Source organism: Chryseobacterium mulctrae (genome assembly GCF_006175945.1).
Taxonomy (GTDB): Bacteria; Bacteroidota; Bacteroidia; order Flavobacteriales; family Weeksellaceae; genus Chryseobacterium; species Chryseobacterium mulctrae.
In genome coordinates, this window is the sequence record NZ_VAJL01000001.1 from 3,404,124 (window position 1) to 3,424,352 (window position 20,229).

25 protein-coding genes and 3 pseudogenes are annotated in these 20,229 nt (G+C 36.2%); 15 read left to right on the forward strand and 13 right to left on the reverse strand.

Going from position 1 to position 20,229, the window contains the following annotated elements:
• Positions 1–201: 201 nt before the first annotated feature.
• On the forward strand, positions 202–1,425 hold the full coding sequence (locus FDY99_RS15695; protein ID WP_139422711.1) for a site-specific integrase: 1,224 nt from the start codon (positions 202–204) through the stop codon (positions 1,423–1,425).
• Positions 1,426–1,651: 226 nt separating this feature from the next.
• Here FDY99_RS15695 and FDY99_RS23710 read toward each other — a convergent pair whose 3' ends face one another.
• The 3 genes from FDY99_RS23710 to FDY99_RS15705 are packed head-to-tail and all read right to left on the reverse strand — an operon-like array spanning position 1,652 to position 3,037.
• The gene (locus FDY99_RS23710) at positions 1,652–1,870 is read right to left on the reverse strand and encodes a pPIWI-associating nuclease domain-containing protein (RefSeq protein WP_198417450.1); all 219 of its coding nucleotides are present in this window, start codon (positions 1,868–1,870) and stop codon (positions 1,652–1,654) included.
• Positions 1,819–2,343, reverse strand: coding sequence for a hypothetical protein (locus FDY99_RS23365; RefSeq protein WP_198417451.1), 525 nt, complete (start codon positions 2,341–2,343; stop codon positions 1,819–1,821). Before FDY99_RS23365 ends, FDY99_RS23710 begins: the two co-directional genes overlap by 52 nt.
• Positions 2,344–2,389: 46 nt before the next feature.
• Positions 2,390–3,037 (reverse strand): helicase C-terminal domain-containing protein, encoded by a 648-nt coding sequence (locus tag FDY99_RS15705; protein WP_130867983.1) that lies wholly within the window; start codon positions 3,035–3,037, stop codon positions 2,390–2,392.
• A 159-nt stretch (positions 3,038–3,196) separates the two neighbouring features.
• Between FDY99_RS15705 and FDY99_RS15710 the strand changes: the two genes are divergently transcribed.
• Both FDY99_RS15710 and FDY99_RS15715 read left to right on the forward strand, forming a co-directional pair.
• Complete coding sequence (locus FDY99_RS15710; RefSeq protein ID WP_130867984.1) at positions 3,197–3,469, forward strand: hypothetical protein; 273 nt, start codon at positions 3,197–3,199, stop codon at positions 3,467–3,469.
• A 20-nt stretch (positions 3,470–3,489) separates the two neighbouring features.
• Positions 3,490–3,633: pseudogene (locus FDY99_RS15715) on the forward strand (response regulator transcription factor); the annotation flags it as partial.
• A gap of 118 nt (positions 3,634–3,751) precedes the next feature.
• Here FDY99_RS15715 and FDY99_RS15720 read toward each other — a convergent pair.
• Together FDY99_RS15720 and FDY99_RS15725 are read right to left on the reverse strand one after the other, a co-directional pair.
• A complete protein-coding gene (locus tag FDY99_RS15720) occupies positions 3,752–4,555 on the reverse strand; it encodes a family 1 encapsulin nanocompartment shell protein (protein ID WP_076783515.1) in 804 nt (267 codons plus the stop codon).
• 94 nt (positions 4,556–4,649) lie between these two features.
• On the reverse strand, positions 4,650–5,669 hold the full coding sequence (locus tag FDY99_RS15725; protein WP_139422713.1) for a Dyp-type peroxidase: 1,020 nt from the start codon (positions 5,667–5,669) through the stop codon (positions 4,650–4,652).
• A 199-nt stretch (positions 5,670–5,868) separates the two neighbouring features.
• Here FDY99_RS15725 and FDY99_RS15730 point away from each other — a divergent pair.
• Together FDY99_RS15730 and FDY99_RS15735 are read left to right on the forward strand one after the other, a co-directional pair.
• A pseudogene (locus FDY99_RS15730) lies at positions 5,869–6,450 on the forward strand (IS982 family transposase); the annotation flags it as partial.
• A gap of 294 nt (positions 6,451–6,744) precedes the next feature.
• A complete protein-coding gene (locus FDY99_RS15735; protein ID WP_228448807.1) occupies positions 6,745–7,905 on the forward strand; it encodes an IS5 family transposase in 1,161 nt (386 codons plus the stop codon).
• Here FDY99_RS15735 and FDY99_RS15740 read toward each other — a convergent pair.
• From FDY99_RS15740 to FDY99_RS23650, 6 genes are all read right to left on the reverse strand, one after another.
• Positions 7,885–8,478, reverse strand: a complete 594-nt coding sequence (locus FDY99_RS15740; RefSeq protein WP_139422716.1) for a 5'-methylthioadenosine/S-adenosylhomocysteine nucleosidase family protein — start codon at positions 8,476–8,478, stop codon at positions 7,885–7,887. The genes FDY99_RS15735 and FDY99_RS15740 overlap by 21 nt on opposite strands.
• A gap of 1 nt (position 8,479) precedes the next feature.
• Entirely contained in the window at positions 8,480–9,073 is a 594-nt protein-coding gene (locus FDY99_RS15745; RefSeq protein ID WP_139422718.1) for a LutC/YkgG family protein, read from the reverse strand.
• A complete protein-coding gene (locus FDY99_RS15750) occupies positions 9,066–10,451 on the reverse strand; it encodes a lactate utilization protein B (protein WP_139422720.1) in 1,386 nt (461 codons plus the stop codon). The genes FDY99_RS15745 and FDY99_RS15750 overlap by 8 nt, the downstream gene beginning before the upstream one ends.
• Before the next feature lie 12 nt (positions 10,452–10,463).
• A complete protein-coding gene (locus tag FDY99_RS15755; RefSeq protein WP_076782926.1) occupies positions 10,464–11,213 on the reverse strand; it encodes a (Fe-S)-binding protein in 750 nt (249 codons plus the stop codon).
• Positions 11,214–11,391: 178 nt separating this feature from the next.
• Complete coding sequence (gene fabG / locus FDY99_RS15760; RefSeq protein ID WP_139422722.1) at positions 11,392–12,135, reverse strand: 3-oxoacyl-[acyl-carrier-protein] reductase; 744 nt, start codon at positions 12,133–12,135, stop codon at positions 11,392–11,394.
• Positions 12,136–12,265: 130 nt separating this feature from the next.
• On the reverse strand, positions 12,266–12,529 hold the full coding sequence (locus FDY99_RS23650) for a DUF308 domain-containing protein (protein WP_139423834.1): 264 nt from the start codon (positions 12,527–12,529) through the stop codon (positions 12,266–12,268).
• Between FDY99_RS23650 and FDY99_RS23555 the strand changes: the two are divergent.
• The 8 genes and pseudogenes from FDY99_RS23555 to FDY99_RS15800 all read left to right on the forward strand — a co-directional run.
• A pseudogene (locus FDY99_RS23555) lies at positions 12,504–13,162 on the forward strand (site-specific integrase); the annotation flags it as partial. The gene FDY99_RS23650 and the pseudogene FDY99_RS23555 sit on opposite strands and share 26 nt — an antisense overlap.
• Positions 13,163–13,685: 523 nt before the next feature.
• Complete coding sequence (locus FDY99_RS15775) at positions 13,686–14,321, forward strand: hypothetical protein (RefSeq protein ID WP_139422724.1); 636 nt, start codon at positions 13,686–13,688, stop codon at positions 14,319–14,321.
• Positions 14,284–14,952 carry a hypothetical protein gene (locus FDY99_RS15780; RefSeq protein ID WP_139422726.1) on the forward strand — a complete coding sequence of 223 codons (669 nt, stop codon included), beginning with the start codon at positions 14,284–14,286 and terminating at the stop codon, positions 14,950–14,952. Before FDY99_RS15775 ends, FDY99_RS15780 begins: the two co-directional genes overlap by 38 nt.
• Positions 14,953–15,010: 58 nt before the next feature.
• The gene (locus FDY99_RS23225) at positions 15,011–15,334 is read left to right on the forward strand and encodes a hypothetical protein (protein WP_185148736.1); all 324 of its coding nucleotides are present in this window, start codon (positions 15,011–15,013) and stop codon (positions 15,332–15,334) included.
• Positions 15,335–15,399: 65 nt separating this feature from the next.
• Positions 15,400–15,663: a hypothetical protein gene (locus FDY99_RS23230; RefSeq protein ID WP_185148737.1), complete on the forward strand. Its 264-nt coding sequence runs from the start codon at positions 15,400–15,402 to the stop codon at positions 15,661–15,663.
• 77 nt (positions 15,664–15,740) lie between these two features.
• Positions 15,741–15,929, forward strand: a complete 189-nt coding sequence (locus tag FDY99_RS15790; protein WP_139422728.1) for a hypothetical protein — start codon at positions 15,741–15,743, stop codon at positions 15,927–15,929.
• A 12-nt stretch (positions 15,930–15,941) separates the two neighbouring features.
• Positions 15,942–16,715 (forward strand): DUF2314 domain-containing protein, encoded by a 774-nt coding sequence (locus tag FDY99_RS15795; RefSeq protein ID WP_139422729.1) that lies wholly within the window; start codon positions 15,942–15,944, stop codon positions 16,713–16,715.
• Positions 16,688–17,788: a hypothetical protein gene (locus tag FDY99_RS15800; RefSeq protein WP_228448808.1), complete on the forward strand. Its 1,101-nt coding sequence runs from the start codon at positions 16,688–16,690 to the stop codon at positions 17,786–17,788. Before FDY99_RS15795 ends, FDY99_RS15800 begins: the two co-directional genes overlap by 28 nt.
• Positions 17,789–17,795: 7 nt before the next feature.
• Here the strand turns inward: FDY99_RS15800 and FDY99_RS23375 are convergent, their stop codons facing one another.
• On the reverse strand, positions 17,796–18,203 hold the full coding sequence (locus FDY99_RS23375) for a PDDEXK nuclease domain-containing protein (protein ID WP_228448947.1): 408 nt from the start codon (positions 18,201–18,203) through the stop codon (positions 17,796–17,798).
• A 9-nt stretch (positions 18,204–18,212) separates the two neighbouring features.
• On the reverse strand, positions 18,213–18,821 hold the full coding sequence (locus FDY99_RS23380; protein ID WP_228448809.1) for a DUF1016 N-terminal domain-containing protein: 609 nt from the start codon (positions 18,819–18,821) through the stop codon (positions 18,213–18,215).
• 476 nt (positions 18,822–19,297) lie between these two features.
• On the opposite strand from FDY99_RS23380, the gene FDY99_RS15810 reads away from it, so the two are divergent.
• Both FDY99_RS15810 and FDY99_RS15815 read left to right on the forward strand, forming a co-directional pair.
• Positions 19,298–19,630, forward strand: a complete 333-nt coding sequence (locus FDY99_RS15810) for an ArsR/SmtB family transcription factor (protein ID WP_139422733.1) — start codon at positions 19,298–19,300, stop codon at positions 19,628–19,630.
• Between the two features lie 124 nt (positions 19,631–19,754).
• Positions 19,755–20,219: a DUF6428 family protein gene (locus tag FDY99_RS15815; RefSeq protein ID WP_139422735.1), complete on the forward strand. Its 465-nt coding sequence runs from the start codon at positions 19,755–19,757 to the stop codon at positions 20,217–20,219.
• The last annotated feature ends 10 nt before the right edge of the window (positions 20,220–20,229 follow it).

The following is a 20,229-nucleotide window of genomic DNA, read 5'->3' on the forward strand; positions in this document are numbered from 1 at the left end:
AAAGCTTTTTTTGTTTTATGTCGGTTCAAAGAGAACTAAAAAAGCACAATCTGAAAGTGACCTATTCAGTGACCTGTTAAAGCAGGTGTAAAAAGGTCACTGAAAATTCAGAGAAACCCTGTTCAGTAGCTAGTTTAGCAAATGAATATCTTGTGATAAGTTTTTGCTAAGGTTAATTTTAAATCTTAAACGCTAAACGAAATGAACAAGACATTCAATTTACTTTTCTATGTAAAAAAAGCTAAAATCAATTCTGTAGGAGAGTGTCCTATTTATTTACGAATTACAATTGATGGCAAAATATCCGAGATTAGCACAAAACGTACAGTAAAGCCTTCAAAATGGAACTCTGCAATGCAGAAGGTTAGTGGCTCTTCAGAAGAATGCAGATCATTGAATTATTATTTGAAAACATTTGAGCAGAAAGTTTACGATACATACCACGGATTAATGAGAGATAAGGAAACAGTAACTTGTGAGACTCTTAAAAATAAGTTATTGGGTAAAGGCGAGCTGAACAGAACACTTATACCTATTTTTCAAGATCACAATGACCGTATGGAGAAACTGATAGGAAAAGAATTTGCAAAAGGAAAGTTAACAAGATATAATACCTGCATTAGCCACACAAAAGAATTTTTGAAATGGAAATATAATCTTACCGATATCAACATCATAAAAATTGATTACGGATTTCTTAACGACTTTGAATTTTTTCTTCGTACAGAAAAATCTTGCAATAATAATTCGGCTGTAAAATACATCAAAAATTTTGGTAAGATCGTTAGAATTTGTTTGGGCAATGGCTGGATAGATAAAGATCCTTTCATTAATTACAAATCCAAATTTACCGAAGTAACGAGATCATTCTTGAATGAGCAGGAAATTGAAATTCTTAGAACAAAAGATTTCAAAAACCAAAGAATATCGCAAGTAAGAGATATTTTTCTGTTTAGTTGCTTTACAGGTCTTGCTTACATTGATACACAACAATTGACGACTCAAAATATTAATATTGGATTAGATGGCAAGAAGTGGATTTTTACCAAACGCCAAAAAACAAAAACAACCTCTAATATTCCTTTGCTCCCGCAGGCAGAAAAAATTATTGAAAAATATCAAAATAACCCAATTTGTATCAACAACAATAGATTGCTACCTGTATTAAGTAATCAGAAAATGAACGCGTACTTAAAAGAAATCGCTGATATTTGCGGTGTAGAAAAAGATTTAACTTATCATATTGCGCGTCATACTTTTGCTACCACAATCACTTTATCTAATGGAGTTTCTATTGAGAGTGTAAGTAAAATGCTAGGTCATAAAAGTATCAGAACAACTCAACATTATGCTAAGATTTTAGACAAAAAAGTGAGTGAAGATATGAGTGTGCTAAAAGTTGTTTTGTTGAAAAAAAGTGTATAATTTGATTGAAAGGGACAATGTTATTTTTCTTGAATTTTATACAAATAGCAAAGAAACCAAATTTTAATTCCCGTTTTAATTTTTAAACTTCTTACTTGATTTTCAGTTATACCAATATTCGGTTGATGTATGTTGCATAGTGTTGAATAACAATCACAGATGTATTGAATATCATTCCGGGTAAATTCTTCCAAAAATCCATACTCAAATTTATTCGTAAAGTATTCTATTTTTTACTTCGAGATACTTTAACAAAATAGATTTCTTGTTTTCCTTGATGATATTTTTTAAATTCAGATTTGAACATTTCATCATTTTTGATCTTTTCAATTGGTGCGAGTTGATCATCAATCAGGTATTCGAGGATTGTTCTTAATGAAATTAAGCAATGTCTTAATTTATCCGGATTTTCTGAAGATTCAAAGCGTAATTGGCTCCCAACCATAAGTCTTCTAATTGTAATTCAGATAAGAGAGGGATTAAGTTTTTGTCAAGTAGATTTTCTTTTTCTGTTATTGTTTCATCGGCAAGACTGTCAACTAAGAATTCATTCAATTCTTCAGTTGATTTGAGATTTAAAATCTCTAAATCTGTTATGAAGGCAAATTGAACTTCTGGATTATTTGATATTTTTTCACCGATTTTTGAGATTCCCTTTAGAGATTCGAATACATCAGAATTATAAAAAATATTATTAGAAAAATCTGGAATCAATTTTTTATAATCTGGGAAATCAAAATTTGGAACTACATCTTCAGGAAGTGTAATTTTTGGAAACATTGAACTTATTCTTTTTTGAGTGTCAATCATATTTTGAAACTCCTTTGGGAGTGAAAATATACTTATTTGTTTAGAAAGTTTCCATGGATCGGAATTTATGCCCGAAAGCTCTTTAATTTTGTCGAAATTGTTTGTCATAGAAGTTTTGTTAATTGATTAAAATAAGATTGTTATGCCATATATCTCAGTCTCCAATCGCAATAAATCTATATTTTGCTTCAGTAATTGCAACATTTAGTAAATTAGGTTTTTGAGAAGCCCAATTAGCTGCACCTTTCGATTTTTCGTCTAATCCCAAACATAAAATTACTCCTTCTGCCTGTTTTCTTTGAAAAGTAAGGACGGTTCCAATATGAGTTTTTAACCATTCACTCATTTCATTCGTGCTTACTTCTTTATACTGTTTTGTTTCGTTGATTAAATGTTTAAAGAGAAAAGAATAAAGAGAATAGCTGATTTCACTGCATGGCGTTATAACAAATACATCTGGGAGATCTTTATTAAAATTTATTTCAGCTTTTAAAAATTCTTTGATTATTTCTGCCTGTTCTTGCACAAAATGTCTGCCGATGACATTTCCTTTACAGTGTATAAACGAAGTTTGAAATTTGACATTAATATTGTCAGGATTTAAAGTGGATTTATACATGGTGTTGTCATATGCGATACTATCTGAAATTTCAAACATTGGACTTATGCAGCGTCTATGTACCCTTAATGGCATTCCTATCCATTCTTGTTTACTATTGATTGTGAGGTATGAGCCTAAAGGATTTATTCTGTCAGGCATTGATCGAACAGTTAGTTCAGAACTTATTTTATTTTCTTCCAAGCCAAAGTATTTACTGATATTATCTGTAATCGATTTTGGAATTGTTACACAGGACAGGTTTTACTTTCAACCATCGGAACTATAGCTGTTAATTCTGACATTAATGCCAACCAATCACTTTTAGCAACTCCAGGGTCTTTTCAGTAAACTAAGGCTTTAATGTCAGTGACAAAATTAAATGTAGCTGACGGAACCAGAGATTGGGGGACTTATTATGGAGATCCATTCATACAGAATGCAGGTACACAGTCTATTGTTGCACAATCCGACGGACTTTATATTTTGGGAGGTATTTATAATCTATTAGGAAATGCAAATGGTTATTTTGCAAGTACAGGAGCATTTCAGACTCAAAGTATGGGTGGTGAATCTGATCTTTTTATTGCGAAATTTGATCCTGAAGTTGAAAAGACGGTCAAATTGACCACCTAATTTCGGAGTAAATCCAGTTGGGGAAAAAGAGTAAAGAGATTGCGGATGCTCTTTTTATCAGTATTAATAACGTGAATCGCCACAGGCAAAATATTCTTGAAAAAATGAGGGTTTCCAATACTACAGAAGCTTGTACTTTGGCAGCAAAACTTAGATGGATCTGACGCATCTTTAGCCTTACAGACCTATCAAGATGAAAATTGCAACACCTGTTTCGTCAAAATAAAAAACCCAGAACTGCTACAATCCTGAGTTTTCTATCAATTGATTGATTAAAAAAAATTACTCTGCAGGATCCAGCACAACGACAGCCTCCGAAGTATAAAACTGGAAGGTAAAACTCTCCTGAAGATAGAGCTTCACCGAAGTATCAGTATGGCTTAGATAACCGATGGAAATGTCCTGGCCAAGAGTGAGCTTAAAATCACCACCACGGGTAGAGATTACAAAACCACCTTTGATTGCCGGTGCCCAGATAATTTCGCCATCAATCAGTTCCTGCAGGTGGTGCAGCATTGGATAACCTTCATCGCTCCCGCCACTGGCCACCGTATAAGCATCAGCTCCCAGAACCAAAACATAAGGCCCGTTGACTCCGGCAAACCTCAGTTCACTTAATGCACGGGCAATTGTGTCGGGATAATTTTTGATGCTTGCCGGCAGTTTGAGCGCACGATTGCTGCTGCCTTCACGAATCCCCTGAATGCCTGCCGCGGCATAACCTTCAAAAATGGCGCGGTCCTCTGCAAAAGCTATTTTCTCTGCAGCGTCTTTTAACGGCTGCCAGTCTGAGTCTGCGGAACCGCGTTCGACATCATCAATCGCCTCTCGTGTCAGTTCAAAAGGAACCCGGAACTCAACCACTGGGTTTACTTTGCGCACAGCCGCCTGTACCCCTTCGCCCGGTGACTCAACTGGCTGAATATGCCCAGTGCCAACGGCAGAAAGATCAAAACCATTAGGGCCGTCAACATCTACCACTTTTCTTGCGGCAAGATATCTTTTGAGTGTGCGTACCGCTTCTTCTTCGATTTGCGCCCACGCTCCTTCGGAAATGGGAGCCAACTTACGGTGTAAATTATTCATATCGTTTAGTTTTTTATATAATGTGTAAAATTTGATCAATATAAAGGCATCGTTACTCTGATGTTTCTATCGTTTTAACTTTGCCAAAGCTTACTTATTTTAAAGAGCCAATTCCCAAAGAGCCGTCATTTTTTGGCAGTACGGTATCCACGGCTTCCGGATGATTTTCAGTTGATGTCGTTTCTTCATCTCCAGAGGAAAAATCATCCAACATATCCATCGTCGGAACAAAAAACAGGCTGCCGGTTTTTGCGGTGCTAAAATCCAGCAAACGGTCATAATTGCCTGGAGGATTGCCAATAAACATATTGTTAAGCATCAGTTTCACCGTGTTGAAAGTACTTGCATAAGCAATGAAGTACGTTCCCATCTCGTTGGTTGACATATTACCAAACGGGAGGTTATCGCGGATAATTTTGAAATCATCACCCACATTGGCCAATGCAGAATGTGAATTTTGGGGTTTGATGTCATCCGTCATTTCTACATCGCTGTCTTTGTAGCGGCCAAAAACTTTTTCCTGTTCTTCTACCGGAAGTGCCTTAAAGGCCGCCAAATCATGAATATACTTTTGGACAAAAAGATAACTGCCACCTTTGTAAACCTCATCCTCATCACCTATTAAACCAAAATATTCGCGCAAATTGCTTTCAGGATTTTCTGTTCCGTCTACAAAACCGAGAATGGAACGGCCATCCCAATAACGGAATCCGTGGACTTCTTCCACGCAATCTGCCACCGGAGAAAGTACTTTGGCAATATCTGCTGCCATATCATAACAGATGCTTGAGTTGGATCCTTTCAGGTGAAAATGCAAATCGCCTTTGGTAGAAACGGCAGTATAACGGCTTCCAACAATAGGTTCAAATTCCTCCAGCTCTTTCGGTAATGGTTTGGGCAAATCCAGCCAATGCCATGCACTGTAACCAATCCCCATGATGCAGCTGGCGTTATCATCCGGAAAACGGACATAAGCAGAATGGTTAAGGTTGATTACCAAAGCACAGATGCGCTGAAAAACTTCTTTGATTGGTGCACCTTCCTTAAAATTCCAAACCGTAAAAATGGTGTTTGTTCCGTGATTGCCGAGTACATCCTGTGGTCCCTGTCTCATGTGTCTGTTTTGATTCGGTTATTAACAGTGGCTAATTTAGGAAAAAATCAATGAATTTTGACTATTTATAGTTTAAAATAAAAAAACTCAGGACCACTGACGATCCTGAGTTTCTAACAAATACTCGTAGTGCATTATAAAAGGTTATTCATAATACGAAAAAAATCGTATATTGTATTGACTACCAATCGAACACACTATGAATAAACTAGATGCAATTTACGATTTTATTTTAAATGAATTAAGAAAATTAACCTTAAATGAGAATTTTTATTTTAAACCTATTAAACCAAAATTGAGTGATTTAGAACTTATTGCCATAAATATTTCTGCAGAATATTTATCATTAGATTCAGAATATCAGTTATTTAGATATCTTTCAAATTCAAAACTAAAAGGAATGATAGAAAGAAGTGTTTATAATCGCAGGAAAAGAAAACTCTTCTTGCATATGGAAAATATCAGAAAGATTATGGTTGAAAGATTTCATGATATTGAAAGCATTTTTATTGTAGATTCAATGCCTTTAGAAATTTGCAAAAACGCAAGAGCAAACCGCTCTAAAATCTGTAAAGAAGATGAATTTTCATTTCCAAGCAAAGGATATTGCGCTTCTCAATCGAGTTATTATTATGGTTACAAATTACACGCTATATGTTCTGTTTCAGGAATATTTCAAAGTTTTGATATTTCTACTGCAAGCATTCATGATATCCATTTTTTGCAAGACATAAAGCATCAAATAAACAATTGCACATTAATCGGAGATAGAGGTTATTTAGTCTCTCCTTAAACCACCTATAATTTACTGATTATTAGTATTTTGGGTTTAAAATAGCTTGTTTTTTATTGCAAGAATTTGTATCTTAGAGCTTTAAAACCTTGCAAATATGTTGGGGAAAAATCCAGAAAAGAAGCCAGAATTATTCCGCCCAATGTTGGTGGATTTTATTGACCACGAGCATGAACTTGTTCTACTTTCAGAAAAAATAGATTGGAATTATTTTGAGAAAGAATTTTCGCCCTTGTATTCCAAAGTGGGCAATCCGAGCCATCCGATTCGGTTTATGGTGGGTTGTTTGCTACTGAAACATTGTATAATTTGGGCGATGAGACGTTGGAAAAAGCCTGGATCATGAATCCTTATATGCAGTATTTTTGTGGCAGGGTTTTCTTTGAACACGAATTTCCTTGTGACCCGAGTAATTTTGTTCATTTCCGAAAAAGAATTGGCGAAAAAGGCATCGAAAAAATCTTTGCCTACAGCGTAAGAATGCACGATGCCAAGACGAACACCTCAAATTTTGTTTTGTCCGATACTACCGTTCAGGAGAATAATACCTCTTTTCCTACCGATGCAAAATTGTGCAAAAAAGTGATCGATTATTGCAACAAAATAGCCGGAAATGAAGGCATAAAACAAAGACAACGCTACACAAAAGTCAGCAAACAAATGGTGCGTAACACCTACAACGGAAAACATCCCAAGCGGGCAAAAGCGGCAAGGAAATCTCAAAGACAGCTCAAAACCATCGCCATGAGACTGATTCGTGAATTGCAACGGAATTTTAATGCAGAACAGCAAGAATTTTATAAAGATTTAATGACATTGTACACCAAGGTTGTCACACAAAAAAGAAACGATGCCGATAAAATTTACAGCATTCACAAGCCTTTTACCCGATGTATTGCCAAAGGAAAAGCGCATAGCCAGTATGAATTTGGGAATAAGGTAGGTTTGATAACCACCGCCAACAAAGGCAAGAAAATCATTCTCGGGATTAAAGCATTTTTGCAAACTCCTTACGATGGTCACACCATAGAACCACTTTTGGAACAGATGGAAACTGGTGGTCAAAAGCTCCCAAAAGAACTCCTTTACGATAGAGGTGGCAGAGGAAAATCAGAAATAAAGGGCGTGAAAATCTCCATCCCAAGCACTCCAAGAAAAAAAGACACCGCTTATCAAAAGCAGACAAAGCGCAAAAAATTTAGAACCAGAGCGGCAATAGAACCTATCATCGGACATTTAAAAACCGATTTTAGGCTGGCAAAAAATTACTTCATGGGAGAAACGGGACCACAAATCAATGCATTACTAGCTGCAACCGCTTGGAACATGAAGAAAATGATGAAACTACTGAAACAGAAAATTATTTTCTTATTTTATAAGATACAAATTATGCTGTTTTCTAATCCTGTTTTTAAAAATAAATTAAATAGTGGGTTTTGTTAAGGAACGACTATCTAGTTCTCTTTTTAATGCGATTGAAGCTTTTTTGACTTCTTGTGTCCAATCAGCAACAGCATTTCCGTCTGCTCCATCAGAAATATATTTCAAACACAGAAAATCGATTTGTTCCTGCTCGGCGACTTTCGCAAGTGCAAAGGCTTCCATATCAATAACGTTGTATTCGGGGTTATTATGTTCCATTTCGAATTGGTCGCCGGAACCGCAGATCCCGTTCGGGAGATGGCTTGTTTTAATTCCATATTCCAAAAGAATTGGTTCATCAGAAAATGGCGTCTCAAATTTCTTAAAACCCAATGCTCTTACATCCATATCCCGCTGGATAAAACGGTTGCAGTTAACAATAGTTCCTCTGTCAAAAACTGTACTTCCTGCTGTTCCCAAATTGATTATGAGATCTGGCTTAGATTTTTGAATGGCTTTTACAAGATGATAAGTCGCTTTAATTTTTCCTACACCAACAAACAATTTATTAAAACTCTCAAATTCTTTTCCGGCTTCTGATTCCAGAGCAAAAACCAAAAGGATGTTGCTGTAAAGCTTTCCGTTAATTGTCATTTTAGGGCACAGGTTTTTTCAGAAAGAACAAAGTCAATGTCCGTGCGCCCTGTGCACCGTGTACCAAAACGGCGCTGATGTCCGCTGTTGCAGATGGCCCCATCACAAAACAGCCATAATGTGAGTGTGGAAAATCTACTCTTTTGTAGGCGGTATGCATATTTTCGGTCAAATCTTCAGGATCCAGCAAAACAGCGAGGTGTTGAGATAAATAACCTAATGAATTGGTAACCAGAGATTTTTCGGAGACCCAGACCATTCCCATCTCCGCCACACCAAACTCTGCACGGAAAATACCCAAATCCACATCATTAAGATCCGCGGGCTTTTGCACGTGTATATCTTTATTCCCTCTCCATTCAGGCGTTGCAGAGCAAGTGACCTTACCATCAGGAAGCTTTTTTCGCATAATTTCCTGCGCTTCTTCTACCGATGCGACATCATAAAAATCGACGGCAGCAATTTTGGCGTTAATTTCAAAAACAGCTTTAAGATCTGTCCCTGGCTTTTTATAATCCGGGATGGCGGGATAATCCACTTTTTCGCGGTTAGCAAGATTGGTTCTTACCGAACTCAGTAATTCTTCTTTAGTCATTGTTTTTTCGGTTTTTTTTGTACCAGTCTCTGAAGGTTTCTTTTTTCACGTCAGGCAATTCACGGTCTTCTACCCAAGGATCCAACGTGCTGTTTTCCAATAGAGATTTTGGGAGAATATTCAGCATATTGTAAGTGGTCTTTTCCATCATTTTAAAAGCAGTTGCACTGCCCAGCATTCTGTCAGCAGCAGCAAATGCCAGCCTTCTGCCAAAAGGTGTTTTCTTTTTCTCCATCATCACTTTGCGCCACTCGATAATCTGGTCCGAAATATTAATATGAACGGGGCAAATCTCTGTACACGAGCCGCAAAGCGATGAATGGAAAGGTAATTCTGAATAGGTGTCTTCATCAAAAGTAGGATCCAGAATAATCCCAATCGGGCCGGAATAAGTAGCACCATAAGACAATCCGCCACTCCTTCTGTACACCGGGCAGGTATTCATACAGGCACCACAACGGATACATTTGAGAGAATGCCAGAATTTGTCCATAGACAATCGTTTGCTCCTACCATTATCTGTGAGTACAATGTGCATCTCAGATCCTTCTCTTGGGCCTGAAAAATGAGAAGTATACTGCGTTGCCGGCGTCCCTAAAGCACTGCGGGAAAGTAGTCTGATAAAAACACCCAGATCTTCTACCTTCGGCAGGATCTTTTCTATACCAATACTTGCAATATGAAGCGGTGGAATGCTTGCAGTAAGATCGGCATTACCTTCATTAGTACAGACTACAAAAGTACCGGTTTCGGCAACGGCAAAATTGGCGCCTGTCATCCCGGCATCTGCCACCAAAAATTTGGGCCGGGCATTGTTCCTCATTGCTTCTGCGAGAGAATGCGGATCATCATCGTTGGGATCCGTACCAATTTTATCTGCAAATAGTTTGGCAATATCTTCTGTCGTTTTTTGGATGGCAGGCATTACAATATGACTTGGGCGCTCGTCCGATAGTTGCTGGATTCGTTCACCCAGATCGGTCTCCAGGACATCAATTCCTCTTTCTTCAAGAAAAGGCGTCATCCCGCATTCTTCCTGCAGCATCGATTTGCTTTTGATGATGCGCTTTGCGCCGTGAGAATTCAGAATATTAAAAACAATAGCGTTGTGTTCATCGGCATCTTTTGCAAAATGAACTGTGATACCGTTTTCCTCTGCTTTTGTTGCAAACTGGTCTATGTAGTGATCCAGATGCGTCAGCGCATGTTCCTTAATTTGTGAAGCCAGATTCCTAAGCTCTTCCCATTCCGGGATCTCAGAGGATACTTTACCACGCTTGATAATTGTATTGTAAAGATTCTTGTCGTGTTGAGCCTCGTGAACATCATCCTGCTTGATGAACTTGCGGGCGTTATCTTCTACGTTTACTTTTCCCATTGTTTGTGATTTTTAGAATGGTCCGTTATTCAAAACCTGAGCAATATGTACAAATTTGAGGTCTGACTTTTCTCTTTTGGCAATGCCTTCCTGATGCATCAGGCAAGACATATCCGGCGAAACTACATATTCTACTTTATGCCTTGTGTAATCAGCAACTTTGTCCTGCCCCATCTTGGCACTCACCGCTTCATCGGTTACACAAAACGTCCCACCAAAGCCACAGCATTCTTGTGGCCTGTCAATCGTTTCTACTTTAACTCCTGACACCTTCTTTAACAGATCTTCGGTTTTATTAAAGTAAGGTTCCTGCCACTCAAAACGGGATGCAATGTGTAAGCCGCGGATAGAACTGCAGGAATTATGGATAGCCACCGTATGCTGGAAATCTGCCCAAGGGAATTCTTCTATCTTGAGAACATCGTGTAAAAACTCTACTAATTCTATGGTTTTGTGACGGATTTCTGTAACAGTTTCGGTTTGAGGAATTGCATCCATATGGAGCTTGACGTGCTTGACACAACTCCCTGCCGGCCCAACGATATAATCAAAATTCAAATCCTTAAAATTTTCACAAAACTGAGTTTCTGTCCTTATAGAATGTTTCTGATCGCCCTCATTGGCCATAGGCTGTCCACAACAAGTCTGCTGCAAAGGTACTGTGACCTCTACGCCCAATCGCTCCAAAAGCTCAAGTGTGGCAATACCGACTTTGGGGTAAATCAGATCTATATAACAGGGGATAAAGAGTGCTACTTTCATTACAAAATTTTATAGAAACTCAAAATTAGCACTATTTCTTCTTTTCCTGATTAGGCTTAGGATGAAAAAAGCCTATACGAGAGGTTATTTATATTGAGTAAAAATAATTTACCTGGCATTAAGACAATAAAAAAGACTTTTGAAATCAAAAGTCTTTTTTATTGAATATTAAATTCTATTATGTCAGCATTCCGCCGTCAACATTCAGAACCTGGCCGGTGATGTAGGAAGACATATAACTTGCTAAGAAAACGCAGGCATTAGCCACGTCTTCCGGCTGTCCACCACGTTTCAACGGGATACCATCTCTCCATCCCTGTACGGTTTTCTCATCAAGGGCGGCCGTCATTTCGGTTTCTATAAAACCTGGTGCCACGGCATTGCAACGGATATTTCTGGATCCTAATTCTAATGCAATCGACTTAGAAAAACCAATAACACCAGCTTTAGAAGCCGCATAATTGGCCTGCCCGGCATTCCCTTTAACGCCTACTACAGAAGTCATATTGATAATTGAGCCCGATTTGGCCTTCATCATTGGCTTGATAACCGCTTTGGTCAGGTTAAAAACAGAATCCAAATTAACTTTGATAATCGTATCCCAATCGTCTTTGGACATTCTTAACATCAGATTATCTCTGGTAATCCCGGCATTGTTTACCAGAATATCAATCGTCCCAAACTCTGCCAATACATCTTCTACCAGCTTTTGGGCAGCATCATAATCCGACGCATCGGACTGATAGCCTTTGATTTCTGTAATATTACTTAATTCTGATTCTAATGCTTTTGCTTTGTCTACAGAACCGGCGTAGGTGACTGCTATTTTTGCGCCTTCTTTGGCAAAAACTTCTGCAATACCTTTCCCGATACCTCTTGTTGCGCCTGTAATGATGGCAACTTTACCTTGTAATAATCCCATTTGAAATGTTAGATAAATTAATCTTTAAAAGACAAATATATGAAATCGCCATGATTTGGAAACCAATCACCCATGAAGAGGCGATTGTGCATGACTTCAGAAAAAATATAAATATGCCTATGAAAAAGTTTTATTTATTAAGTTCATTATGATATTCATTTTTAAGTGATTCAATTTTGTCTTTCAACTCTTTGCTGATTTTGTTTGGATAGTTTTTCAGTTTTTTGAGATTGAATGCAAGAATTATTGCAGAGATACCTGAAAAAATAAATGCCACAGCTGTTATAACAACCAGAGAAATTCCGGCTAAAACAGGATTAAGAATAAGAATAACAGACCCGATAAGGCCAAGAAAACTGATCAGCGCCAGATTCTGTATTGCAAATGGTTGGATTGATAGAGATCCGTTCCTTAATTATAGTTCCACTTTTAATGAAGTGACCAGAGTATTTTTAAATGAGGAGGAAATAGAAAAACTTTTCAATAAAGATTTTAAAAATGAGCGATTATCACAGGTTAGGTATATATTTCTGTTCAGTTGTTTTACTGGCTTAGCTTATATAGATACACAGAAATTAACCAATGATAATGTAAGCATAGGCTTAGATGGGAATAAGTGGATTTATACGAAACGTCAGAAAACCAAAACAACATCCAATATCCCGGTACTGCCTCAAGCAGAGCAGATTATTGATAAATACAGAAACCACCCTTCTTGCCTGAATAGTGGAAAGCTCCTTCCCGTTCTCAGTAATCAGAAGATGAATGCTTATCTCAAAGAAATCGCAGACCTATGTGGAATTAACAAAGAACTTACATACCATATCATATCGCACGCCATACTTTTGCTACAACTGTGACCTTATCCAATGGGGTACCAATAGAAAGTGTCAGCAAAATGCTCGGGCATAAGAACATCAAGACCACCCAGCATTACGCTAAAATTTTGGACAAAAAAATAAGTGAAGATATGTCAGCCTTGAAAATTGTTCTACAGGAAAAAGAAAAGTTGAAGGCAATAGGGTAGCTATTATTTATACTAAATAACTAAACACCGTAAAAATTATTTGCGGTGTTTTTTTAGTGAATGTTTTCTATGAATAAATTATTCTCTTTTGTATTTTTGGTGATCCATAATGCAGTGGAGAATCAGGTCACTGAAATTTTGGAAAAACTGGAGATAAAATTAGTACAGAAACAATCTTTGGCAATTTATTTAGTCACTATTAATATTAAATGCGCATGTTGAATCCGTAGTTTTTATATATTAAAATATTACGTTAAGCAAATCATTTTCTTCGTTCAAATACTCGAAATATAAATACTAAAGAAATATGATTATGAGATGTGCCCTTGCGAGGCGTGTTTTGCGTCATATCTTTAGTGGGTTATTCGAGTAACCTGAACGGAGAGTGATGTCAATTCACGCTCTTTTTTTTATTTAATGAATGTAATGATAAGTTTATTAATAACTATAAAAGCAAGTAGAAATACTATTTCATATTTCTGAAAAATTTATTAAACTTATACCAACAAAAAACAAATAACTAATGAAATGCAAAAAAAATTATTTTCTATTCACCTGCCTATTTATTAGTCAATTAGGATTTGCACAGATTCCTAATCTGCCCACACCACATAATATTACACCATCTACTGTTTTTAGTCCGCCGGATGTGGTTAATATGTCAAGTTACAGTGTTAAAAATAAAATGAATGTTCCTTTATCAGGAAATATAGCTCTTCAAAAGCAAAATGAAACATTGATAGACCAAACACAAAAAGTTATTAACGCACAAATTGAAGAGCAGCAACATCAAATTTACTACCAACAGCAGGAAAAGGAATTTGCTAAAACTTATTTTTTACCTTCGTTATCGGATAAAGCAGGAGCAACGGCGTACTATTCCGCTTTTGAAAGCCTGTCAAAGCTCAATCCTGACAATTATTCAATTGCTGATGCAACTTTTTTGGTTGAAAACGCTTTTTACAACAACGATAAAAATTTTCAGAATACCTATCAGAACTACATTCAAAAAGCAACAAAAATCATTCAAACCGAAATCAACAAAAAAGGAATTTCAGATGATGATAATGCTTCAAAAAATTTCACTCTTTTCAAATATTTCGCAAAAGACATCACTGGTGATGTCCCCGAATCATTCTTATATCCGATTTACAGATAATGATGGTGAAACTCTGAACGTGGAACTTACCAATGGAATGTTCACGGCAAATTCCTTCGTTTTGAATAATGGTTATATCAAATCCGAAGCCCTGGAAAATAAAATGTATATGCAGAATCTGACCAAGAAAGAAATACTTTCCCAGACTTATACGGATTTGGCTAGCGGATACATTCATAAGTTCGGTTATGATGAATTTGTCGGAAAGATTTTGGATAAAGCTCAACAACTGAATCTCAATAACATCGGAGCAGTGCTTTCGGAATCCAATCTCAATCAGGAACGGTTTATACAAGCGTGTAATAATGTAGGAATCAATCCTCACGATAAGGAAGATTTGCAGAACATTAAACATTTCCCGGAGTTGGTTTTACAACTGAGAAATATCAACGGGCAGTTTGATTATATCGACCAGTCGGGATTTGCACAGATGCCTCCGGAGCAATACGAAAAGTGGCTCGGTTCTTTGCAAAAGGCAGAAAATAAGCAGGAAAGTGATGAGATTTTAGAAAGAATACAGGCAATAGAAGCACAAAAAAGAAAGGAAGCATTACAGAAGCAGAAAGAGCAAACAATTACACCGAAGAAAGAAGCTCCGAAAACTTATGTGATTCCGAAAGAATATTTATAATTTTACCAATAACAAAATATAACTATGAAAAAAATTCTATTTTTTTACTTGTTTATTTTTGACAGTTTCTTTTCAGGCACAGATTAAGAAGAAAACTGAAAAGACAAAAACTGAGAAAGAATGGGTAAATCCCGTAAAGCTCACAAAAGAGGAACGAAGCCGTCGGTATATGGATGAGGTTCTGAAAACCAGAGATTCTCTAACTCCACAGGAAGCTGAACGCAGAAGAAAAAATATTCTGGCAGGCAATCCTTTTGCAAAATATGGATATTACCCGAAAGTCGCTACTTTGAGCAAAGGAAAGTATCTGGAATTTCACGATAAGGATTCTATTGTGGTTATTGGTTCTGTAAAATACAATACGAAACAACAGAAGTTATAGAAGTTCTGGATATTGATTTATCTGATCCTGATGCACAGCCAATCGGCGACACTCACGGAATGTGGATGAGCCCTGACCCCTTGAGTGAGGAATTTCCGAGCTGGTCACCATATAGTTATGCTTTTCAAAACCCTATTCGGAATGTAGACCCAACAGGAATGGCTACTGAAGATGCTGTTGAAAGTTGTTGTTGGGGATTATTTCGGTTAATGCCGATGTTTGAAAACTCCTCTATAAAGCCTACCGTTGTAGAAGTGGCTACAAAAACCGGAGAAACAACAAAAACTCAGGAACATCACATTATTCCTCGACAATTTAAAAATAATTAAATAGTTAAAGAAGCCAAAGATCAAAATACAATCATCAGATTTCGGAACTTCTAAAAGAAGTTCCGAAATCTGATGCATTGAATGGCGTTAGAAATATAAAAGATAAAGTGTCCGATATTATTAAATCTAATCCTGATACAAAAATTAATGATCTCAAATTTAAAAATGCTCCTTCTGCTAAAGTTGATAATACCACCGTAGAAAAAGAAAGACCTGCGATTATGTTTCCAACACCCAAACCAAAAGAATATGACACTTGTATCTAAAATATAGTATGTATGAATAATAAAGCAAAAATAGAAGTAAGCAATGAGTATTTATACGTATTGTATAAAGCTAAAAATACGCTTTGGCATTTTATAAATCAATTAGAAAAGCGATCTTTTGATTACAATGCAGTAAAATTTAAGGATGAAAAAGGTATCTATGTATGGCTGGAAACCGTAAAGTATGAAAATAATTTTTTCAGTGGGATATTACCTGAAAACAATGGAAAAAAGAATGTTTCTGCAGATGGTGTAATTGATTGGATGTTGGTAGAAAAAGGCAGATTAATCGGCGGTTATACTATCAGGTTTTATAGAGATAGTTTATCTGACGAAGAAAAAATAAACTTTGATATAGATTTTGGTTTGAGGATAGATAATGGAAATGATTTTTTTAAGCCGGATTTATCTACACCTGAAGGAGCTCTTATTTCATTAGAGAATTTTTATACAGAACATTCTTTAGAGGGAGCTTTATCTTGCAAAGATTTTTATAAGGAGGCTATAAATGTCTTATTAGAAACAGGAAAGGATGTAGAGGAAAAATTAATACAGGAAACAGCAGAATTATTAAAATTAGCTTTTATTGAAAATTTACAGGACAATGGAATGCCTAACTTCAAAAATGTAGAACGTGTATTTAATCGGATTATCTATAATAAAGAGGAAAAGAAGCAATTAATAGAGGAAAAATTAATATATGATAATGGAGAAGAACAGATCAATAAATTTTGGATTTCAGAGAATGAAGAAAAAAAATGGAAAATTTTAGACCTTGTAGAATAATGTCCAAATATTATATAAAACAACTCTTTGCATTACTTTTAATTATAATCGGACAGTCCGTAAAATCCCAAGAAAACAAATTTTATTCTGACGCTTATGAAACTATTTATAATATGCTTGCCGATAAGCAGAAATACAGTTTCAAAGAAGGAGTCTTTTATGTTGAAAATGCATATTACCAAGGAAAATTAGATACCATAGAACTCAATAATAAGATCAGGTTCATCAAAAATTTTTGTAATCTTTTGTTGCAAAACCGAAAGCTCACTTATTCTGAAAAAGACGAAGCCAAAGTAAACAAGTATGCTTCCATCTATACTGTGATGTGTGAAGCAACTCCAATAATCTTAGGAAATGATACGGTAAGATATAAACCTTTTGTATATGACTTTGAAGATGTATTTGGACACAAAGAACAGTCTAATCTATTTGTCTCTAAACTTCTCATAACTCATAAAGGCAACTGCAATTCGATGCCGTATCTCTATAAGATTTTAGCAGAGGAATTGGGTGTTGATGCTAATCTCGCACTTGCTCCAAATCATATTTATATAAAACATAATATAAAATCACTCGGCTGGTATAATACTGAACTTACAAGCGGAATATTTCCGCAGGACAGTTGGTTAATGGCTTCAGGATTTATCCATTTAGATGCCATTCAAAATGGTGTTTTTATGAAAGCTCTCAGCAACAAAGAAAGCCTCGCACTTTTATTAGTTGATTTGGCAAATGATTACAACAGGAGCTTTCCGGACAACGATGGAAGTTTTCCTTTGAAATGTGCTGAAAGAGCAATCCAGATTCATCCTTATTTAGCTAACGCTTTACTCTTGCAGGCGGATACTCACAAAAGACTGTTCCAAAGAATAATGAAGGAACAAAACACAAAAGATATTCAGGCAGTATTAGGCAATCCCAAAGCGAAAGAGTTATATGATCTGATGAATAAGGAATATGCCCACATCCATAAGATTGGTTACAGAAGTATGCCCGAAGATATGTATCTTGAATGGCTGGTTTCTCTGAAAACTGAGAGGACAAAATACGAAGATAATAGATTACAAAAGTAAGCTGACTCTACTCTTCAGTTTCGATGAGTTTAATTAACGTTTCCTTGCTTGGTAAAACAGTTAAATATTTACTTGCAAAGATTTGGGTGTTATTATCTGGAAGTGTGAATTCGACCACGGCCTCGCTCTTATTTTGACAAAGTATTATTCCGATTGTTTTATTCTCATCTTCAAGTTTTACTTTTCGGTCATAATAGTTGACATACATCTGCATTTGCCCTATATCCTGGTGCTTCAATTCCCCTACTTTAAGATCGATCAAGACAAAACATCGGAGGATTCTGTTATAAAAAACCAGATCGATTCTAAAATGTTTATCATCAAAGCTTATTCTGTTTTGCCTTGCTACAAAAGTAAATCCGGTTCCCAGTTCTAATAAAAAATGTTCTAGCTTATCGATTAGCTTCTGTTCCAGTTCATTTTCTCAATATACACTTTGCTCTGGAAGTCCAATAAACTCTAAAATGTAAGGATCCTTTACAACGTCCTGTGGCTTTTCGATAACCTGGCCTTTTTCAGCAAGCTTTAAAATTCCGTTCTTATCTTGACTTAATGCAAGCCTGGTGTACAAAGCAGAATCATACTGTCTGTTAAGTTCCCTAAGACTCCAATTGTTCTTAAATGCTTCAATTTCATAAAATTTCCTTTCTAACTCATCATCAATTCGCATCAATTTTAGATAATGTGACCAGCTTAATCTGAATTCAGCAGACGGTTTCTGTTGTTTTTCAGAAATAACAGACACTGTCTGCTGTTTTGAATAAACAAGATAAAACTGCCTCATTTGTTGCAGGTTAGTCACTGAAAATCCCTTTCCGAGCTCCTGTGTCAGATTTCGAGATAATTCTGAGATCAATTGCTTTCCATAATCGGCTCTTTCTCGTCCATTTTGCTCCTCTTCAATGATCATCCGTCCAATCTCAAAATAAGTTACAACCATCGTATGATTTACGGTCTGAAGTACCCTTTGGCGAGCTTCATTCAATAGGACAGAAATTTTTTTTGATAAATCGTTTGAGAATATATCTGACATGTGCTTGTGTTCTAATTCTTATTGCAAATATACATTTTATGCAGGCTTCAAGCCCCAGACTTGCTATCATTTTAGTGTCCAAGTCAGGCTTACATAAATCTTAACTACCCAGAAGACAAAGTTGTATTGTCCTTAATTTTGATACTATATTTTTTAGGTCATCTTTAGTTTCAGGAGTAATGGATAACCTATCTTCCGCTCAACGGCAACCAGCTCAGTTTTCAATTTGCTCAATCACCTTTTCTTAGAGCACGTTCCATTTATCAATCCCTATAGAACGGGCTAATCTTTCTGTATTTCAACAATTTTCTTTTTCTACTGTTAGTAGATATAACGATGAAATTTCTCTACTATGTTGAGAAATTTCATCGCTGGTTTTTACCCTTGAACGTATAGGAATAGCTGCCCTGATTTAAACAGAAAATATTGTCATTTAAGATTAATTATCGTAATATTGCGATAATAAAATGTAAACTATGGGACTTACCAAATCAGAAATATTTACAGACCAACAGAATAAGCTGGCTTCTCGATTTAAGGTTTTGGCACATCCTGCAAGGATTGCTATACTTCAATATATCATCAATCAAGATGCCTGCATCTGTAACGATTTGGTTGAGGAATTGGGGTTGGCACAGGCAACTATTTCACAACATCTAAAGGAATTAAAAAACATCGGTATCGTTCAGGGAACGATTGAAGGAAAATCTGTTTGCTATTGTATTGATGAAAAAATATGGAACGAAATTCAAGAGGAATTTAATGCATTTTTCAATCAGGAGGTAAAAATAACTCAATGCTGTGGATAGCATTTTTTTTATATTTAACATCGTTATATTGCAATATAACATATAATAATTACTTAAAATTCAGTTAATATGAAACTATCAAAAACCGCTTGCGGTTCGTGAAAACCTTTAAAAATAAATCAATATGACACTTGAACAAATCAAAGAAATCTTACCAGCATTAGAGAATGTTGAATTTCAATTGGACAACGGAACATTTGTACCGGAACATTTCCACGTTACCGAAGTGGGGCAAATCAATAAGAATTTTATTGATTGTGGCGGTGTAATCCGCAATGAAAAAGTGGTGAACTTTCCGCTATGGAATGCTGACGATTTTGAACACAGGTTAAAGCCAGCCAAATTATTAAACATCATCAAACTGTCCGAAGAAAAATTGGGTATTGAAGATGCCGAAATTGAAGTAGAATACCAAAGTGATACTATCGGAAAATATGATTTGGATTTTAACGGAAAAACTTTCGTACTTAAAAGTAAAACAACAGCTTGTTTAGCTCAGGATGCCTGTGGTATTCCAACAGAGAAACAAAAAGTAAAATTATCAGAGCTGAATGGTGCTTGCTGTACACCTAATTCGGGATGCTGTTAAACCCTATAAA

Coding starts and splice junctions, on each gene's coding strand:
- FDY99_RS15695 (WP_139422711.1), top strand. CDS start 202: ATGAACAAGACATTCAATTTACTTTTCTATGTAAAAAAAGCTAAAATC.
- FDY99_RS23710 (WP_198417450.1), bottom strand. CDS start 1,870: ATGGTTGGGAGCCAATTACGCTTTGAATCTTCAGAAAATCCGGATAAA.
- FDY99_RS23365 (WP_198417451.1), bottom strand. CDS start 2,343: ATGACAAACAATTTCGACAAAATTAAAGAGCTTTCGGGCATAAATTCC.
- FDY99_RS15710 (WP_130867984.1), top strand. CDS start 3,197: ATGTCAGTGACAAAATTAAATGTAGCTGACGGAACCAGAGATTGGGGG.
- FDY99_RS15720 (WP_076783515.1), bottom strand. CDS start 4,555: ATGAATAATTTACACCGTAAGTTGGCTCCCATTTCCGAAGGAGCGTGG.
- FDY99_RS15725 (WP_139422713.1), bottom strand. CDS start 5,669: ATGAGACAGGGACCACAGGATGTACTCGGCAATCACGGAACAAACACC.
- FDY99_RS15740 (WP_139422716.1), bottom strand. CDS start 8,478: ATGACAATTAACGGAAAGCTTTACAGCAACATCCTTTTGGTTTTTGCT.
- FDY99_RS15745 (WP_139422718.1), bottom strand. CDS start 9,073: ATGACTAAAGAAGAATTACTGAGTTCGGTAAGAACCAATCTTGCTAAC.
- FDY99_RS15750 (WP_139422720.1), bottom strand. CDS start 10,451: ATGGGAAAAGTAAACGTAGAAGATAACGCCCGCAAGTTCATCAAGCAG.
- FDY99_RS15755 (WP_076782926.1), bottom strand. CDS start 11,213: ATGAAAGTAGCACTCTTTATCCCCTGTTATATAGATCTGATTTACCCC.
- fabG (WP_139422722.1), bottom strand. CDS start 12,135: ATGGGATTATTACAAGGTAAAGTTGCCATCATTACAGGCGCAACAAGA.
- FDY99_RS15775 (WP_139422724.1), top strand. CDS start 13,686: ATGAAATGCAAAAAAAATTATTTTCTATTCACCTGCCTATTTATTAGT.
- FDY99_RS15780 (WP_139422726.1), top strand. CDS start 14,284: ATGTCCCCGAATCATTCTTATATCCGATTTACAGATAATGATGGTGAA.
- FDY99_RS23230 (WP_185148737.1), top strand. CDS start 15,400: ATGAGCCCTGACCCCTTGAGTGAGGAATTTCCGAGCTGGTCACCATAT.
- FDY99_RS15795 (WP_139422729.1), top strand. CDS start 15,942: ATGAATAATAAAGCAAAAATAGAAGTAAGCAATGAGTATTTATACGTA.
- FDY99_RS15800 (WP_228448808.1), top strand. CDS start 16,688: ATGGAAAATTTTAGACCTTGTAGAATAATGTCCAAATATTATATAAAA.
- FDY99_RS23380 (WP_228448809.1), bottom strand. CDS start 18,821: ATGTCAGATATATTCTCAAACGATTTATCAAAAAAAATTTCTGTCCTA.
- FDY99_RS15810 (WP_139422733.1), top strand. CDS start 19,298: ATGGGACTTACCAAATCAGAAATATTTACAGACCAACAGAATAAGCTG.
- FDY99_RS15815 (WP_139422735.1), top strand. CDS start 19,755: ATGACACTTGAACAAATCAAAGAAATCTTACCAGCATTAGAGAATGTT.